The 15,545-nt window shown below is 62.1% G+C and carries 8 protein-coding genes and 3 pseudogenes; 3 read left to right on the top strand and 8 right to left on the bottom strand.

Annotation, left to right across the window (positions count from 1 at the left end):
• The 4 genes and pseudogenes from BBTA_RS06875 to BBTA_RS06860 all read right to left on the bottom strand — a co-directional run bounded on the left by BBTA_RS06875 (window position 1) and on the right by BBTA_RS06860 (window position 5,054).
• Window positions 1-1,812 (bottom strand): hypothetical protein, encoded by a 1,812-nt coding sequence (locus BBTA_RS06875; RefSeq protein WP_011931088.1) that lies wholly within the window; start codon window positions 1,810-1,812, stop codon window positions 1-3.
• On the bottom strand, window positions 1,802-2,959 hold the full coding sequence (locus BBTA_RS06870) for a tyrosine-type recombinase/integrase (protein ID WP_011931087.1): 1,158 nt from the start codon (window positions 2,957-2,959) through the stop codon (window positions 1,802-1,804). Before BBTA_RS06870 ends, BBTA_RS06875 begins: the two co-directional genes overlap by 11 nt.
• A gap of 375 nt (window positions 2,960-3,334) precedes the next feature.
• A pseudogene (locus BBTA_RS06865) lies at window positions 3,335-3,694 on the bottom strand (ParB/Srx family N-terminal domain-containing protein); the annotation flags it as partial.
• Between the two features lie 166 nt (window positions 3,695-3,860).
• Window positions 3,861-5,054 carry a hypothetical protein gene (locus tag BBTA_RS06860; RefSeq protein WP_041750413.1) on the bottom strand — a complete coding sequence of 398 codons (1,194 nt, stop codon included), beginning with the start codon at window positions 5,052-5,054 and terminating at the stop codon, window positions 3,861-3,863.
• A 349-nt stretch (window positions 5,055-5,403) separates the two neighbouring features.
• Here BBTA_RS06860 and BBTA_RS06855 point away from each other — a divergent pair, with 349 nt between their 5' ends.
• The gene (locus BBTA_RS06855; protein ID WP_049795318.1) at window positions 5,404-7,014 is read left to right on the top strand and encodes a recombinase family protein; all 1,611 of its coding nucleotides are present in this window, start codon (window positions 5,404-5,406) and stop codon (window positions 7,012-7,014) included.
• An 897-nt stretch (window positions 7,015-7,911) separates the two neighbouring features.
• Here BBTA_RS06855 and tnpA read toward each other — a convergent pair.
• Window positions 7,912-8,380 (bottom strand): annotated as a pseudogene (gene tnpA, locus BBTA_RS06850) (IS200/IS605 family transposase).
• A gap of 617 nt (window positions 8,381-8,997) precedes the next feature.
• On the opposite strand from tnpA, the gene istA reads away from it, so the two are divergent.
• Together istA and istB are read left to right on the top strand one after the other, a co-directional pair.
• Entirely contained in the window at window positions 8,998-10,530 is a 1,533-nt protein-coding gene (gene istA / locus BBTA_RS06845; RefSeq protein ID WP_083780767.1) for an IS21 family transposase, read from the top strand.
• 11 nt (window positions 10,531-10,541) lie between these two features.
• Window positions 10,542-11,285 carry an IS21-like element helper ATPase IstB gene (gene istB, locus BBTA_RS06840; RefSeq protein ID WP_012041725.1) on the top strand — a complete coding sequence of 248 codons (744 nt, stop codon included), beginning with the start codon at window positions 10,542-10,544 and terminating at the stop codon, window positions 11,283-11,285.
• A 166-nt stretch (window positions 11,286-11,451) separates the two neighbouring features.
• On the opposite strand, the gene BBTA_RS06835 is transcribed toward istB, so the two are convergent.
• The 3 genes and pseudogenes from BBTA_RS06835 to BBTA_RS06825 all read right to left on the bottom strand — a co-directional run bounded on the left by BBTA_RS06835 (window position 11,452) and on the right by BBTA_RS06825 (window position 15,544).
• Window positions 11,452-13,332, bottom strand: coding sequence for an IS1634 family transposase (locus tag BBTA_RS06835; protein ID WP_371260184.1), 1,881 nt, complete (start codon window positions 13,330-13,332; stop codon window positions 11,452-11,454).
• Between the two features lie 214 nt (window positions 13,333-13,546).
• Window positions 13,547-14,353: pseudogene (locus BBTA_RS06830) on the bottom strand (AAA-associated domain-containing protein); the annotation flags it as partial.
• A 61-nt stretch (window positions 14,354-14,414) separates the two neighbouring features.
• Window positions 14,415-15,544, bottom strand: a protein-coding gene (locus tag BBTA_RS06825; RefSeq protein WP_085972584.1) for an IS3 family transposase whose coding sequence is annotated in 2 segments (ribosomal slippage) — window positions 14,415-15,292 and window positions 15,292-15,544 — 1,131 coding nt in all. Because the reading frame shifts where the segments join, the coding sequence is not laid out codon by codon here.
• Window position 15,545: the final 1 nt, after the last annotated feature.

Genomic DNA, 15,545 nt, shown 5'->3' with positions numbered 1-15,545 from the left:
TCACTCCAGCGCCGGAAGCCGTGCGAGAGCCAGCATTCGTTGTTCGGCATCACCTCGCAGTGTTTGCGGGAAGTCCGGCAGGATGTCGTCGACCAAGATGCGCAGGCTCGGCGCATACAGGAGCTCGAAGCGGCGCGGATCAATGCGTTCACGCGCGCGCTCCAGTTCGCCGATCGCCTGAAGGATGCGCGCCATGTGCTCCGCATCGATCGGGATGACCAGTCCCGGGCAGCGCAGGCATCCGCCGAAGTGCCGGCAGACCCGACCTGCTATCGAGTCTGGTGCTGTGCCCGCGAGCGGGTTGAGGCAATCATGACTGAACGGAACCGTCGCATTGCTCGCCAGCGCAATCCGGTCGCGCTGCGCCCGATTCTCGCAGTTCGCCTTCGCGCCGACGATCCAGCCGAGCATCAGCTCCTGCAATCGGGCGATTGTCTCGCGCTGGATGCGGCGCGTCTGCGGCCCCTTGATGTAAAGCTCGGTCGTGTCGGCGCGGGCATGGTTGAGCACATCCTGTGTCGCGACGATGTCGCCGCCAGACGCCTTGTAATATTCGGTGGCGACGCTGCCGCGCAGCAGAACGGCGGCAAAGTCCGGCAAGAGCTGACGTGCCCGCTCCGGTGCAGCCTTGTTCCAGATGGCGATCCGGGCATTGGAGCGTTTGATGAACGGCTTCAGGGCGTGCGACAAGGTCGCCTCCGCAATGAGCGTGACCGCGTCCTTCTTCTCGCTCTTGACCAGGAACAGGCGATTGCGGTCCTGCCGGCTGGCCCGGGAGACGAGCGGCGCCGTCATCGCCAGCAACCGGTCGATCAGGTTCGGCGCAGCATGTCGCCGACGGCGATCGAAGGACCGCCGCTGCGCTCGCTTCACCTTGGCACCGGCCCGGGGCTTGGCCCATTCGACGATGATGCGATGCTCGTCGAGCGGATGCGCCACTTGGCAATCGCGCGTTATCAGCCGCAGCGCATCCGGATTGCCCGCCGTTTGGATCGCAATGGCGATGAAGAACGCGACGACCGTTTCGCCGGTCAAGTGAAGATAACCGCCAAGATGACGAAGCCCGCCATGGCGGCTGACCGCCGATATGTTGACCTGGCTGCGGATCGCAAGCGTCCGCGATGGAAGCACCCCGTCATTCACCCGAGCAAGCGCCCGGACCATGTCGCAAAGCTCGGGATCGACGCCATCAGCCGGGCCGCTCGTCGCGAGGATGGTCCGCCCCGTGTCGAAGCGATCCCACGCCTCGTCGAGTTCTTCATAGCACGCGCGTAGGATCGCCTTGAGATCCTCCCCGCCAAGACGCGGTCGGGTGTCGGCAGTCCGGTTCGGCCAGACCCGCCAGGGGAAGTCGATCCGGGACGGCAGCCGCGACGGATGCCGGCGCTTCGTCCAGTCGATCATCTGGCGAAGCTGCATCAGCACATTCGCCCGCGCCCCCTTTGACCAGGGCTTGTTCGTCTGTCCCGCGATCTGTCGATCCAGCCAGGCGATATAGCGCCCGACCATTGCGGTGGTCAGATCCCCGGCAGAAAGAACATGCCCGTCCTCGACCGCAAAACGGGCGAAGACACGCAGTGCCATCCAGCAATGACGGTGCGTTTCGGAGCTCGATGCGGCATGATGATTGCGGAAGGCGTCCGCCAGAAGCATCGTAACGTCTGTCGGCAACCCAAGCTTGCCGAGATCGTAGCGCTTTGCGACCTCGCCCCAACCGTCGCGGAAGACGGCAATGGCATCGGCCGGCTGCTCCAGCACCTTCGCTGACGCAGCCGATAGACGCCGGTCGATACGCTCACGCTTACCGGCCATCGGGGATCAACTCGCCATAGAGATAGTCGATGCTGTCGGCGAGTTCCCGGGCATTGAGCTCGACGCAGCGCAGGTAGATCGCCGTGCTCTGGATCGAACTGTGCCCCAGCAAGACCTGGACGATCTTCAGCGGATTGAGGTCAGGCGTGATCGATGCCTGTCGCTGTAATCGCACCAGCATCGTCATCGCAAAGGTATGGCGCAACCAATGCAATGAACCCGCCACACCGGCAGCCCGGAAGGCTTCCGCAAACACCGCAGTCAATCGCGTCTTGCTGACGGCATTCCCCTGAAGATTGAGGAAGAGCGCCGATGGCGACCGATAATTTGACCGTTGGCGACGCAACGCCCGTACCTGCGGCGTGCGCACTTCGTCGATATAGCGCTGCGTGCGGTCAACCAAGCGGATCGGCGGGTAGATCGTGCGAGGCTTGTCGCCCTTGGTGATCGTCAAGGGCACGCCGACTAGCGGATGATCCTCGTCATCAAGATGTGCTGTCTCCGGGACCTGGAAGACAGCCAAGCCGCAAAGCTCCTTGCGCCGCAATCCCGTCGCCAGCGCCCATTCCGCCATCAGGCGGTAGGGCATCTCCAACAGGGCGAAGACCCGACGCAACTGATCGACCCGCAACGGTCGCGGCAAGCGCTCATGCTCGGCAACAGTCAGGATGTTTGCCGCCACGACACCGGGACGCGCATCGACATGCGCAAGGAACGCTTGTCGCCGACCAGAGCCCACCCGCACGTCGACAAAGTGGAACGGCAAGGCCTCGATCCAGCCGCGTCCCTGCGCCCAGGCATAAAACCGGCAGACCGTGCGAACCCGATCATTCACCGTCGACCGCGCGTATGGCCGCTTCGTATGCGGGCTCGGCTGTGAGAGCATGCGGTTGCGCCAGGCCGCAATCTCCGCCTCGCCGACCCCGCGCCAATTGAGCCCGGATTGCTCCAGGCTGTCGAACCAGTCATGCAGGTGCTCGCCGTAGGTCCGAATCGTTTCAGCCGCATGGCTGCGGCCCGGTATGGTCGCCAACTCCATCAGCCAGGCAAACGCCGGCTCGATGATCGCCATCCGCTCCGACACCAGAATCGGAAAGCCTGCCGGGATTGCGGCATAGCCCATCGCCGCCTTGATGATCCGCGCCATACTGTCCTCTTTGGTCCTCGCCGTCCGAAACGGCAAAAGACGCCGAGCTCGGCGCAACTCCCTGTACAGCAACAAAGAAGACAGCTTCCCGAACCAGCTGTTATTAAGCGGAGCGCCTGCGGCGCACTCTTTTGTTTAGAATGCGAGGGGTTCCCCTCGCGCTCTCCCGTTCGCCACGTGGCAGGGTTGCAGGACTTCGCCTGCAACCATTTGACTAGTTTGTGGTGTCGCCGCCGCGTCAAGCATTGTCCTCGCTACGCTGCGGGAACGCTTGACTCGGACGTCTACGTGCCCTCCTCAAAATGCCCCACGCATATGAACCATAACGATGACAGCCACACGACTCTAACAGGACAGTTCGAGCACAGAACCTAACAGACCTACCCGCTCGTCATTCTCCGCAAGCGAGTCATCCTCTGCGATACCGCCCTCTCGCACCACGCAGGGAACAGCCTGCGTCCTGGACATGCGCTTCTGCTTCACAAGAAGCTCGAGGGCGCGATAACGCCTGCCGCCGGCCGGCACTTCGAACATGCCGGTCTCGTTGCCTTCGTCATCGACAACGGCCCGAACGTTCAGGCTTTGCAGCAGCGTGCGCTGCGCAATGCTTTCGGCGAGCTGCTCGATCGAGACACCAGCCTTTACGCGGCGCACATTGGACTGACTCAGAACCAGCTTGTTGAACGGAATGTCGCGCGAGGGCGACAGCATAATCTTCTGAACGGCCTTTGCCATGTCAGTTTCTCCGAGAACGGGCGGCCGAGACCTTCTCTCGACCTCCGACCCATTCAAGGAGCGAAGCGCCGCCCTCTTGCTCTAAGAGGGCAGCGCCAAGTAGAGACAAACCGGAAGCATAAAGAAAGAAGCCCAGGCACGAAAGATCGTCCTGGCCTGGTCGGGGTCAGGCGGCGCGATCCAACAGCTTCTTCGCCTTTGCCTCCATATCGAGGCGAGCATCCTGATGCAGCTTGTCGCGCGCGACGGCGGTGATGCCCTGCACGAAATCGAAGATGCTTTCAGGCGGGCGGCGCTCCTCCGCCAGCACCGCTTCTATAACCTTGGCTGTCTCGGCTTTGGAGAAGCCGCGGCGACGTAGAAACTCGGTGCGATCCTCATCACTATGTGCCACGATCCGCTCGCGCGCGGCCTTGATGCCGTTGACGAAGGGCATGGGCGACGAATTGGCGAAGTTCAGCAGCGCTGGGGCCGCTTCGTGAGCAAAGCGGGACGCTGCGTATTTGGAATGGCGAATGATGATCTCCTCGAAATCTTCCACGCCCCACAGGTTCCGATTTTGGCAGACTGCGCGGAGATAGAAGCTCGCCATGCCAAGCGTCTTTGCCCCGACCTCCGAATTCCAGCAATAGAAACCGCGGAAATAAAGATCGGGCGAGCCGTCCGGCAGACGGCCGGCTTCGATCGGATTCAGGTCATCGACCAGGAAAAGGAAAACATCTCTGTCCGATGCATAAAGGGTCGTCGTATCTTTGGAAATGTCAACACGGGGATTGTAGGTCCCGGTTGACCAGTCGAGCACCCCGGGCACCTTCCAGCGTGTATCACCTGTGCCATTGCCGGCGATGCGCTGCACGGCCTCGACCAGTTCATGGTCAAAGATCCGACCGTAGTCCAGGCTGGTGACTGCACGAAGCTCAACGCGTCCATCATCAGTCTCGAGCGTCTTGATTTGTTCGGCGCGATTGGCGGTCAGGCCATATTGCAGGTTGATGCCTGCGAGTGCGGCGGGGAGTTGTCGCAAGTAAGCGGCGGGAGCGCCGACTTGGCTTGCAAGCTGGCCGAAGCTCCAGTGGGTCGGCGCGACTGGCGTGTCCGAGCCGGGCAGCATCAGCGTCAAGCGCTCAGGATCCGCACGGCTTGCCTCCACGTGGATGAGCGCGCTTTCAACCACGCGCGTCCAGCTGCGCTCGGCGCGAGCACGCACCGTGCGAGCCAGCTCATCAAGCGACAGATAACGCTCATCCGCCGGACGGGAGAACCATTCCGAGGATACCCGGCCGACCCGCTTGCCGCGCGTCACATCCACCCCGTAGCCGCCGCTTGCATCGCAGCCAGCATCAAGAACCTGTATATTCATGGGAGCAATCTCCATGACGGGCGCCGGAAGACTCTCCTCCGGCCCTCAACCCGTCATGGCCAACACCGCTCCGCTCTTCCTCTCTTGCCGCAGCATCGATCGGTGGCGCCGGCGAATTCGGCCGCAGCAGCAACTTCGTCAGGGATGGAAGTCCGCAGCGTGAAAAGCCGGCCAAGCCGAGGTTTCAGCGCATGCCCATAGCCCGGTCCCGTCAGGGAGACGCCCGCCACCATCGCGTAGGTAAAACTGAGTAATGACTTCTGACTTCTCGGTTGGCTTTGCACGCGTTAGCCACAATGCTCCCGTATCACGAGCCTGGGGTGGCCCAGTCAACTCGCGGGTACTCGCCATGTCGATCGAAGCTCTCGAAGCGGCAGAGCCGCTGCGTGCCGTCGCATACGTTCGGATGTCCACTGACCGGCAGATTTATTCGACCGCAAACCAGATAGACGCGATCGCGGCCTACGCGGCTCGCAAGAACATCGCGATCCTGCGGACCTACAAGGACGACGGCAAAAGCGGGCTTTTGCTGGATCGTCGGCCGGCGCTGAAGTCGCTGCTGGGTGACGTCATGCTCGGCAAGGCCGATTTTGACTGCATCCTTGTCTATGACATAAGCCGCTGGGGCCGTTTCCAGAACAGCGACGAAAGCGCGCATTACGAGTTCATCTGCAAGGAGGCCGGCGTCCGGGTCGAATACTGTGCCGAGGAATTCTCAAACGACGGTAGCCTGCTCTCCAATGTCATGAAGAGCCTCAAACGAGCGATGGCGGCGGAGTACAGCCGCGAGCTGTCGACGAAGGTCTTTGCGGCTCAATGTCGCCTTATCGAGAAAGGCTTCCGTCAAGGAGGCACGGCAAGTTATGGCCTCCGTCGGCTGCTGCTCGATCAGAATGGACAATCAAAGGGCAGGCTCGAGCCTGGTCAACGCAAGTACACGCAATCCGACCGCGTCATTCTTCAGCCCGGCCCCGAGAGCGAACTCGCGGTGGTCCGTGAAATGTTCCACCAGTTTGTCGAAGGAAAATCGGAGTCTCTGATTGCCCGCGAGCTAAACCAGGAGGGCATTCTGAACCGGAGAGGATACCCCTGGACCCATCAGTCAGTCCGCTATGTCCTCAATAACGAGAATTACACGGGAGTGAACGTTTACAATCGGAAGACGTGCCGGCTGGCAAGCAAGTTGCGAAACAACTCCCCCAGCCAGTGGATCAAGGCGCCCTGTGCTTTCGATCCGATAATCGATCCGGAGATTTTCGACAGAGCGCAGCGGCACCGAAAGCAGCGCAGAATATGGCTTTCCAACCGCGAAATGCTCGCGCGCCTGGAATCCCTGTTGCGCGAAAAGGGTCGTCTCAGCGCAACGCTTATCGACGAGTCGGATCACCTGCCGGACAATTCCACCTACGCGCTGCGCTTCGGGAGCCTCGGGAATGCCTACAAACTAATCAACTACCGGCCCCGGACCAATTTCAGATACGTCGATCGTGGCGTGTTTCTCGCAGCCAAAATCAAGGAAGCGGCGACCGACCTGATCAGACTTGTCGAGCGAGGCGGTGGATCTGCGGTCTTCGACGAAGCAGCAGAACTCCTCACCATCAACGGCGCCATTACGGTCTCGATCTATATCGCACGCTGCACGCGCATTCCTGGCGGCGGACTGATGTGGCGAGTCAATCGTCGACGATACCTCGCAGGAGACTGGATTGTTGCGCTTAGGCCGGACCTGCCCTGCCGGAACATCCTCGATTATCTCCTCTTGCCAGCTCCTGGCTTTCCCAAACAGAAAGCCGAGTTTTCAAACAGAAATCCAGCACGCTTAGCGGCCTGCCGTTACGAGAGCATAGCATCCCTGCTGCCGCTCATACTGGCGCCTCCGAGTAATCATTACGTTCCGCTCGCGCCCCATAGCTCGACGAGGTGTGGCAGGGCCAAGGCCCTTCCCAAGCCGGGAAGATGACGGAGCTCGCTGCATGGTTCTAACAGGCGGGATCAAGCACGATTGGCTCGATGCCAACGTGCTATAGCCCTTGTGGGCACGCTTCGTTTGCCGTACCCACTCGCGTCCCTCTCAGGGTAGATCGCTCCGGCCTCGGATAACCGCAAAATGCAGGCGCTCTTCTGCTGCACCTTAAGGGCGGCGGCACTCGCCTCTTTTGTAGCAACCGTCACCCATTCAACCCGCACTCGGTGGAGCCCACCGCGTGAGGAAACGATGCCACCGCTGAACTTTGACGACCGAACAGCTCTGCGCTTCATGGCGCACGCAGCGCTGGAGCCCGGTACGGAAATGGCTCGCGCGATCACTCCCGACAAACTGTCATCGTGATGACTCATATCAGTAATGCGACCTGACGTACTCCGGAGCGGCCGATCAGGCGTGCGCCAACGGCGCATCGCCTCAACGTAAAATGGCACCCGCAGGAGCGTGAGCGTAGCGACGCCGAAGGCGGCACGCGGGACCGAGTGCAGCGACGAGACCGGTTAAGAGGGTACCCGGGAACGGGGCAGTGATAGCGACGCCCGCTTACTTCAAGACGGCGGGCCCCTTTCCCGAGTACCCCCGGCGAGGAGCTCCGCACTCTTCGCGCGAGGGATCGAAGCCGGATGGCGTGCGCCGTTGAGGCGTGGAGAAGAAGGGAGTGTTCGAAAGAATGGAGCCTGCTGGTTATGGCTCTTACTTGCCCGGCTTACCGGTGTCGGAAACGACTGAGACTCCGAAAGGAGAACGGGACCAAAGCATGCCGGGAAACGTCTCGAAGTCGGGCGCCGCAGCCCGGTGGAGAGCACAGAGCCAATAACCTCCAGCAGAGCTGGAGGTTTGGTGGGGAACCGCCAAAGGCGGTTTTAAGGGATGTTAGGACGATCGATTGGATTTTGGGGCAGCTGAGATCTTCAGCTCAAGCTGATCCAGTTGCTGATCGGCCAATTCTTGATTTCTGATATAAGCCCGGATCATTTCTTCATCCCGACCTACCGTCGTGACGAAATATCCGCGAGCCCAGAATTTGTGGCCCAGGAAATTTCGCATCTTGCGCTCGACATTCTGCACGATCCATATTGAACTCTTCCCCTTCAGATATCCGATGATCTGCGCCACCGAATATTTCGGAGGTATCGATATCAGCATGTGAACATGATCGGGCATCAAGTGGCCCTCCTCGATCCGGCACTCCTTCCTTGCGTCGCGCCAGGTCGTGAAACACTTGGCCCAAGTGGCGCTTGATCTTTCCAAACAGCAGCTTCTTGCGGTACTTCGGCGTAAACACGACGTGGTACTTGCACTCCCAAGTCGCGTGATTAAGATGATTGTACTCTGCTTCCATCATGGTCTCCTTGAGGGTTCTTGGCGGTTCCCCAAGGAGACTTCATGACTTCATTCCCGCAGCTGTCGAACTTCCTGTTTTCGCCCCGCCATAGGCGGGGGCTTAGCAGGTTTAGTTACGCGCTTGCGGCTGCTCTAGTCGAGTGGTCAAAATCTGACGCCGCAGCAATTGCAGGCGACCCATACAGCTTCTCGAAGCGCCCTTATGGGCCTTGCTAGCACATCGAGAGTGCCTCCACAGGTGGAGGACTTCCGGCGCATCGCGACCCGCTAGCCCGTCTTCGCGGATTCGCATGTTTTTGAGATGTCGCTCTAAGCTATTTCAATGGCTTAGCTCAAAAGGTCTTCACTACGGCGGCTTGTCTTGTTGATGGCGCTGGCGGCGATCCTCGGTGCGGATTCCGATCGATGTCGCCCAGGATTCCGAGATGATCTCGCCCACCATTCCGATTTGAAGTCGCCCACCCGTTCCGAGATGATGTCGCCCACGATTCCGGGATGATGTCGCCCGGGTATCGCAAGAGCGAACCCGGGGTGACGAGACCTCTTCTGGCTCCCATAGGGTCAACCTTTCGGCTTTGCGAAGGGGGACCCTGGATGCCGACGGAGAGGCTTGCGATGCGCCGTGTGCGCGATGTGATCAGGATGAAGGCGGCTGGGCTGCCGAGCCGCGAGATTGCTCGGCGGATGGGCGCGGCGCCCTCGACAGTGCGGCTGACCATCCGGCGGTTCGAGGCCGCAGGCCTGAGCTGGCCGTTGCCCGACGAACTCACGGACGCGGCCCTGGAGGCCCGCCTGTTCGCCAAGACCGGCAACGGTAACCGGCAGGGTCATCGCCGCATCGCCGAGCCCGATTGGGCGGCGGTGCACCGCGAGCTCAAGCGCAAGCACGTGACGCTGTCGATCCTGTGGGAGGAGTACATCGGCGCCGAGCCCGGCGGATACCGGTACTCGCGCTTCTGCGAGCTTTACCGCGCCTGGGAGGGACGCCTGTCGGTGACGATGCGCCAGGCGCACGCGGCCGGTGACAAGCTGTTCGTCGACTACGCGGGCGACGGCGTGCCGGTGGTGGTCGACCGCCTCACCGGCGAGCGGAGGACGGCGCAGATCTTCGTCGCCGTGCTCGGCGCCTCGAGCTTCACCTACGCGCAGGCGACGTGGACGCAGGGGCTCGCCGACTGGATCAGCGCCCATGTTGGCGCCTTCGCGGCGATCGGCGGCGTCCCGGCGCTCCTGGTGCCTGACAACACCAAAGTCGCAGTCATCAAGGCGAGCCTCTACGACCCGCAGATCAATCGCACCTATGCGGAGATGGCCGCGCATTACGGCACGGCCGTCTTGCCGGCGCGACCTCGCAAGCCGCGCGACAAGGCCAAGGTCGAGCAGGCCGTCCTCATCATCGAGCGCTGGCTGCTCGGTCGCCTGCGCCACCGCGTCTTCTACAGCCTCGCCGAGGTCAACGCAGCGATCGGCGAGTTGCTCACCAGGCTCAACGAGGAGCGGCCGATCCGGCGGCTCGGCGTGACGCGCCGCCGGCTGCTCGAGGAGATCGACCGGCCGGCGCTCAAGCCGTTGCCGGCGAGCCCCTACGTGCTCGCCGAGTGGCGGATCCGCCGCGTCAGCCTCGACTACCACGTCGAGGTGGAGAAGCATTATTACAGCGTTCCGCATCGCTTCGCGCGTGCCGAGGTCGAGGTGCGGTTCACCGCCCGCACCGTCGAGATCTTCCACAAGGGCGAGCGGATTGCCGCGCATCAGCGCATGAGTGGCAATCACAAGCACACCACCGTGCCGGAGCACATGGCCTCCAGCCATCGGCGCTACGCCGGCTGGACTATCGGGCGTATCCGTCAGGACGCCGCCGCGATCGGGCCGGCAACCAGCGCATTGTGCGACCTCATTCTCGACGAGCGCTCGCACCCCGAACAAGGCTTCCGCGCCTGCCTCGGCATCCTCAGGCTCGCCGCCTCCTATGGGCGCGAACGGCTGGACGCGGCGGCTGCGCGGGCGATCGACATCGGCGCGCGCACCTATGGCTCGGTCAAGTCGATCCTCGCCAACAATCTCGATCGGCGTCCCGCTCACCAGCGCTCCGCGGACGATGCGCCGATCCTGCATGCCAACATCCGCGGACCGCGCTACTACAATTAGGAGACCGTCCCTTGCTCACCCATCCGACCCTCGACCGCCTCAACGCCCTCGGCCTCCACGGCATGGCCAAGGCCTTCGCCGACATCGAAGCCGCCGGTGAGGCTGGCAGCCTCGGTCACGCCGAATGGCTTGCTCTGCTGCTCGAACGTGAAGCCTCGCTGCGGCACGACAAACGGCTCGCCACTCGCCTGCGCTACGCCAAGCTGCGCCAGCAGGCATGCGTCGAGGACATCGACTACCGCACCCCGCGCGGTCTCGACCGCCCGCTGTTCGCCAAGCTTGTCGAGGGCCGTTGGATCGACGACCACGTCAATCTCCTGATCTGCGGCCCGGCAGGCGTCGGCAAGAGTTGGCTCGCCTCGGCGCTCGGCCACAAGGCCTGTCGCGACAATCGCTCCGTGCTCTATCAACGCGTCCCGCGCCTGTTCGACGATCTGGCGCTCGCCCGCGGCGACGGTCGTCACCCACGCCTGTTGCGCGGCCTTGGCCGTGTCGATCTGCTGATCCTCGATGATTGGGGGCTCGAGCCGCTCGATGCCGGCGCCCGTCACGACCTCCTGGAAATCCTCGAAGATCGCTACGGTCATCGCTCCACCATCGTCACCAGCCAGCTCCCCGTGGACCAGTGGCATCTGCTCATTGGAGATCCCACCTATGCCGACGCCGTGCTCGATCGCCTCGTCCACAATGCCCATCGGCTCGACCTCACCGGTGAGAGCCTGCGCCGAACTCGGCAATCCGCCCGAAAGACCTGAGCGCCGTGGACATGCCGCTGCGCTTGGACAACGCAATCGCGTTGTCCACATGCCCACAGCAACCGCAGAAGAAGAAAAAAGGTTGAAGTCGCGATTCCAGATTGACCGCGCGGCTTGACCGATGCCAGAGAACCAGCCGGCCAGAACGCCTCGCCGCTGGGCGAGATCAAATCGGAAAGGTGGGCGACATCGTCTCGGAATCCACGGGCGACTTCATATCGGTACGCCTGGGCGACTTCGTCGGAATCCGCATCCTCGGCGGCGGTTGTGGCGGCAGGCTGAGCTTGAGGCGGTCGATCAGAAGCTGCAGTTCGGGCTCGGGATGGGTGTAGCGGGTGAGAACGATCTCGCGTGCGTCGGTCGTGGGCAGATGGACATCGATCATCTGCATGGCGGCAAATTTATCGAGAACGCTGCGTGCCGTGAGCCCCGGCGCCAGGGCGTGGAGACGCCGGGTTAGCGTGACCTGCATGCAGTAAGCCAGGAAGGCGATGAAGATGTGGGCCTCGATCCGCGCCTCGTCCTGGTGGAAGACCGGGCGGATCGCCAGGTCGCCCTTGAGATTACGGAAGGCTTCTTCAACGGCAACGAGCTGAACGTAATATTGCCAGAGCTTCGCTGGATCATTGTCGGCAAGATTGGTGCGCAGCAGATAACGGCCTTCGCGCCGGCGCGTCCTGCGCAGCTTGCTGCGATTGAGCGTGAAGCTGAAGCGCGGGTGTTGCTTGTCGACCTCGATGTCGACCAGCCGCCAGGCCGCCGGCGCATGTGAGCGCGCGGCGCCGAGCTTCATCAGGAGCTCCTCGCGCGTCAGCTCCATGACGGCGATCTGCCGCAGCCGCTTCCACAGCCACTTCAACTGCCGCTGGCGCATGGCGCGCTCCTTGGTCACGCGGTCATGGCTCTGCGCGAACACGTACAGCTCGCCGTCCTCGGCCAGCAGCTTCACCTTGACGCCCTCGCGCGCGTCCTGCCAGGGCCTGTCGACGAGATGCTTCTCCAGACGGTTGAGGCGGCCCTTTGGCGTTCCCACCAGATATTGCACCGGCGGATCGCTGCCCCGCATCTCCGCCAGCACGGCCTCGGTCGGCACGCCGCGATCCATCACCCAGACCCGGCGTGCCTTGCCGTATTGCTGCTCGATCTTGGAAAGGAACATCCGCAACGTCCTGCTGTCGGCAGTGTTGCCGGGCAATACCTCGTAAGCCAGCGGCAGGCCGTCAGGGGTCACCACCAGCGCGATCACGACCTGCGGACAGTCCGGCCGCTTGTCGCGGCTGTAGCCGTGACGGCGTTTGCCGTCCTCCGGCAGGTCCGCGGCATTGACATCGAAGTAGGTACTGGTCAGGTCGTACAGCAGGACGTCGAAGTCGGCATTGAACAGATCACGCCAGCGTCCGACCAGGTGACTGAACAGCGCGTCCTTGTGCGCCAGCAGCAGATCGTGACAGGCGTAGAGCTTGTGCTCCTCCACAAGACCGAAGTCAGCGCCCAGCAGATCCGCCATCGCGCTGTCGCCGAACCATTGCCGATGCAGCCGCCATTCGCTGCCCGGCGCGATCAGGCGGTAGGTGGCGAGCACCTGCAGGATCTGATCCCAGCGCGTCTTCTTCCGGCTCGGCGGCAGCCGCTCGGCCCAGAACTGGTCGAGCTGAAGCTCCTGCCACAGCTGTCCCGCCAACCAGCAGGCGCCCCATTGCCGCGGGCGGTGGAGCCGCATCTGCGACAGACGCAGTTGGATGATCGACGCATCGCCAGCCACGGCTTCGCAGCGATCCTCCGCGAACAGCGACAGCGTCTGCGCGCGGCCGGTGTCCTCGTCGAACACCTCGATCGCCTTGCGCCAGCTCGCCGCCTGTGAGGAGTTGATCTCGCCGAGATACAGCACATGCCGCTGCACCACCCGTCCACCATCGAGACGCTTGTTCTCGACGACGCTCCAGTAGGTGTGCGTCTTGCCATTCTTCTTTCGCTCGGTGCGGCGCAGGAACATGATGGCGAATCCTACGCGCACCGTCATGGCCTTGGGAATCGGGTAGGTCTTCACTACAGCCGATTTCGGCCGAATCCGAACATCCAGCCCTTTGTGGATCAACTACTTAACCCGCCTAAAAAATCGCAAAATCACGATTTGCCAGCGCGAATCCGCGAAGACGGGCTAGGATAGGCCCGCGCCAAACTACCTGGCTTCTCTCTGCCTCGCCGCAGCTTTGGTATGGTCGGTTTAATAAGTCTCAGCCCTGGTAGAGCCAGTGGACTGGCTAGCCCGGGTTTTCCAGGCTGAACGTTTCCGACTGTTCGTCATATGCAAACAATTCGGCATAGCGTCCCCACGACACGATGGCCCTGAGCGTATCGTCGGCATCGTCTTCCGACATGTAATCCTCGAGCTCGTTGCGAAAGCGCGCGGTGGGGGCCGTATGCGAAGGCCGCTCATCGAGCACACGCCTGATCAGGCCCATAACGGGCACATAGGCAAGGAGGTGCTCGGCAAAGAGTTTCTTGCGCGCGTCGGTTTCCAGGTGCGCGAAGCGCTGGCCGGCCTCTGTCAACATCAGGTCGCCCTCGCTCAACTGGGCAAATCGCAGCAATTGCAGGGACTCGCCGAGATGCAGGATCTCGTCGGTTTCCAATTGCAGGTTGCTTGCCAGCACGGGAAGGTCAGCGTGCCCACTATAGGGCGCCGCCGCCAGCGTCTCGATCAGACCGGAGAGCACGTTGGACGAGACGTGGTGGATGACCATCCCTACGCCCGTGCCAGGAATGCCTCCAGACGCTGGAGTCTTTGGCTCGGCGCGTTGCGTCATGCGTGCATAGAGATTGTCGACGAGCTGTCTGAATGTCGGATCGAGGCGATTGCGCGGATGGGCGAGGTCGATCTTGAATTCAGCGGCCACCCGTCCGGGATTTGACGAAAACACCAGGACGCGGTCGCACATCAATACGGCCTCCTCAATATTGTGTGTCACCATCAGGATCGACTTGATCGGCAATCGACCCTCGATCCAGAGATCGATTAGGTCGGTGCGCAGCGTCTCTGCGGTAAGCACGTCAAGCGCCGAGAACGGTGAGGTGGTCCCGGTTGTCTGAACAGATTTTCCGCGTCGATAAGTGGAGCCTCTGCCGGGGTTAGGCCGCCGCGCGGAGCGGAGGAAGATCGAAGTAGGCTTGATCCGGGGTGCGGTCGTCAAGGCTCGAATGCGGCCGTCGCCCGTTGTAGAAGTCGAGATAGCGACCAATCGAGCTTCGCGCCTCGCCGACGGTTTCGTAGGCTCGCAGATAGACCTCCTCGTATTTGATGCTTTTCCACAGCCTCTCAACGAAGACGTTGTCTCGCCAGGCCCCTTTGCCGTCCATGCTGATGGCGATGCCGTTGTCGGCCAATACGCCGGTGAAGGCCGCACCGGTGAACTGCGAGCCCTGGTCGGTGTTGAAGATGTCCGGCTTGCCGTGACGCGCGAGAGCATCCTCCAATGTCTCGACGCAGAAGGCCGCCTCCATCGTGATCGACAGCCGCCAGGACAGAACACGACGGGTCGCCCAGTCCAGCACCGCGGCGAGATAGACGAAGCCATGGGCCATCGGGATATAGGTGATGTCCATGGCCCAGACCTGGTTCGGTCGCGTAATCTCCAGGTCGCGCAGCAGGTACGGGTAGATCTTGTGACCGGGCTCGGGCTTGGTGGTGCGTGGACGGCGATAGAGCGCCTCCATCCCCATCCGCCGCATCAGCGTCTTGACATGACGGCGTCCGACCTTGCACCCCCGCAAAGCCAGCAGGCCGCGCAGCATACGCGAACCTGCGAAGGGGTACTCCAGGTGCAGCCGATCGAGCTGCTGCATGATATCGAGGTCGGCTGGCGACACCGGGCGCGGCACATAATAAACGCTGCCCCGGCTGATCTTCAAAACCTCTGCCTGCTTGGTGATCGACAGGTCGTGGTCACGGTCGATCATCGCTTTGCGCTCAGCAATCCCGCCTTGGTGAGCGCGCCTTCTAAAAAATCGTTCTCCAGCGTCAGCTCCCCGATCTTGGCATGAAGCGACTTCACATCGATCGCGGGGATCGCCGGCGCTCCTCCCGATCCGAAAACTTCGGAGGCACTGCCCTCAAGCTGCGATTTCCACGCCGTGATCTGATTGGGGTGGACGTCGAATTGCTCGGCAAGTTGGACGATCGTCCGATCGCCCTTGATGGCGGCCAGGGCCACCTTCGCTTTGAAGGCCGGTGAGTGGTTCCGACGTGGCCGTCTTTTCATG

The organism is Bradyrhizobium sp. BTAi1, assembly GCF_000015165.1.
GTDB lineage: Bacteria > Pseudomonadota > Alphaproteobacteria > Rhizobiales > Xanthobacteraceae > Bradyrhizobium > Bradyrhizobium denitrificans.
The sequence above is the reverse complement of the archived record's forward strand: the minus strand, read 5'-3'. Positions and strand labels throughout refer to the sequence as shown.

Coding starts and splice junctions, on each gene's coding strand:
- BBTA_RS06860 (WP_041750413.1), bottom strand. CDS start 5,054: ATGAATATACAGGTTCTTGATGCTGGCTGCGATGCAAGCGGCGGCTAC.
- BBTA_RS06870 (WP_011931087.1), bottom strand. CDS start 2,959: ATGGCGCGGATCATCAAGGCGGCGATGGGCTATGCCGCAATCCCGGCA.
- istA (WP_083780767.1), top strand. CDS start 8,998: ATGCGCCGTGTGCGCGATGTGATCAGGATGAAGGCGGCTGGGCTGCCG.
- BBTA_RS06855 (WP_049795318.1), top strand. CDS start 5,404: ATGTCGATCGAAGCTCTCGAAGCGGCAGAGCCGCTGCGTGCCGTCGCA.
- BBTA_RS06875 (WP_011931088.1), bottom strand. CDS start 1,812: ATGGCCGGTAAGCGTGAGCGTATCGACCGGCGTCTATCGGCTGCGTCA.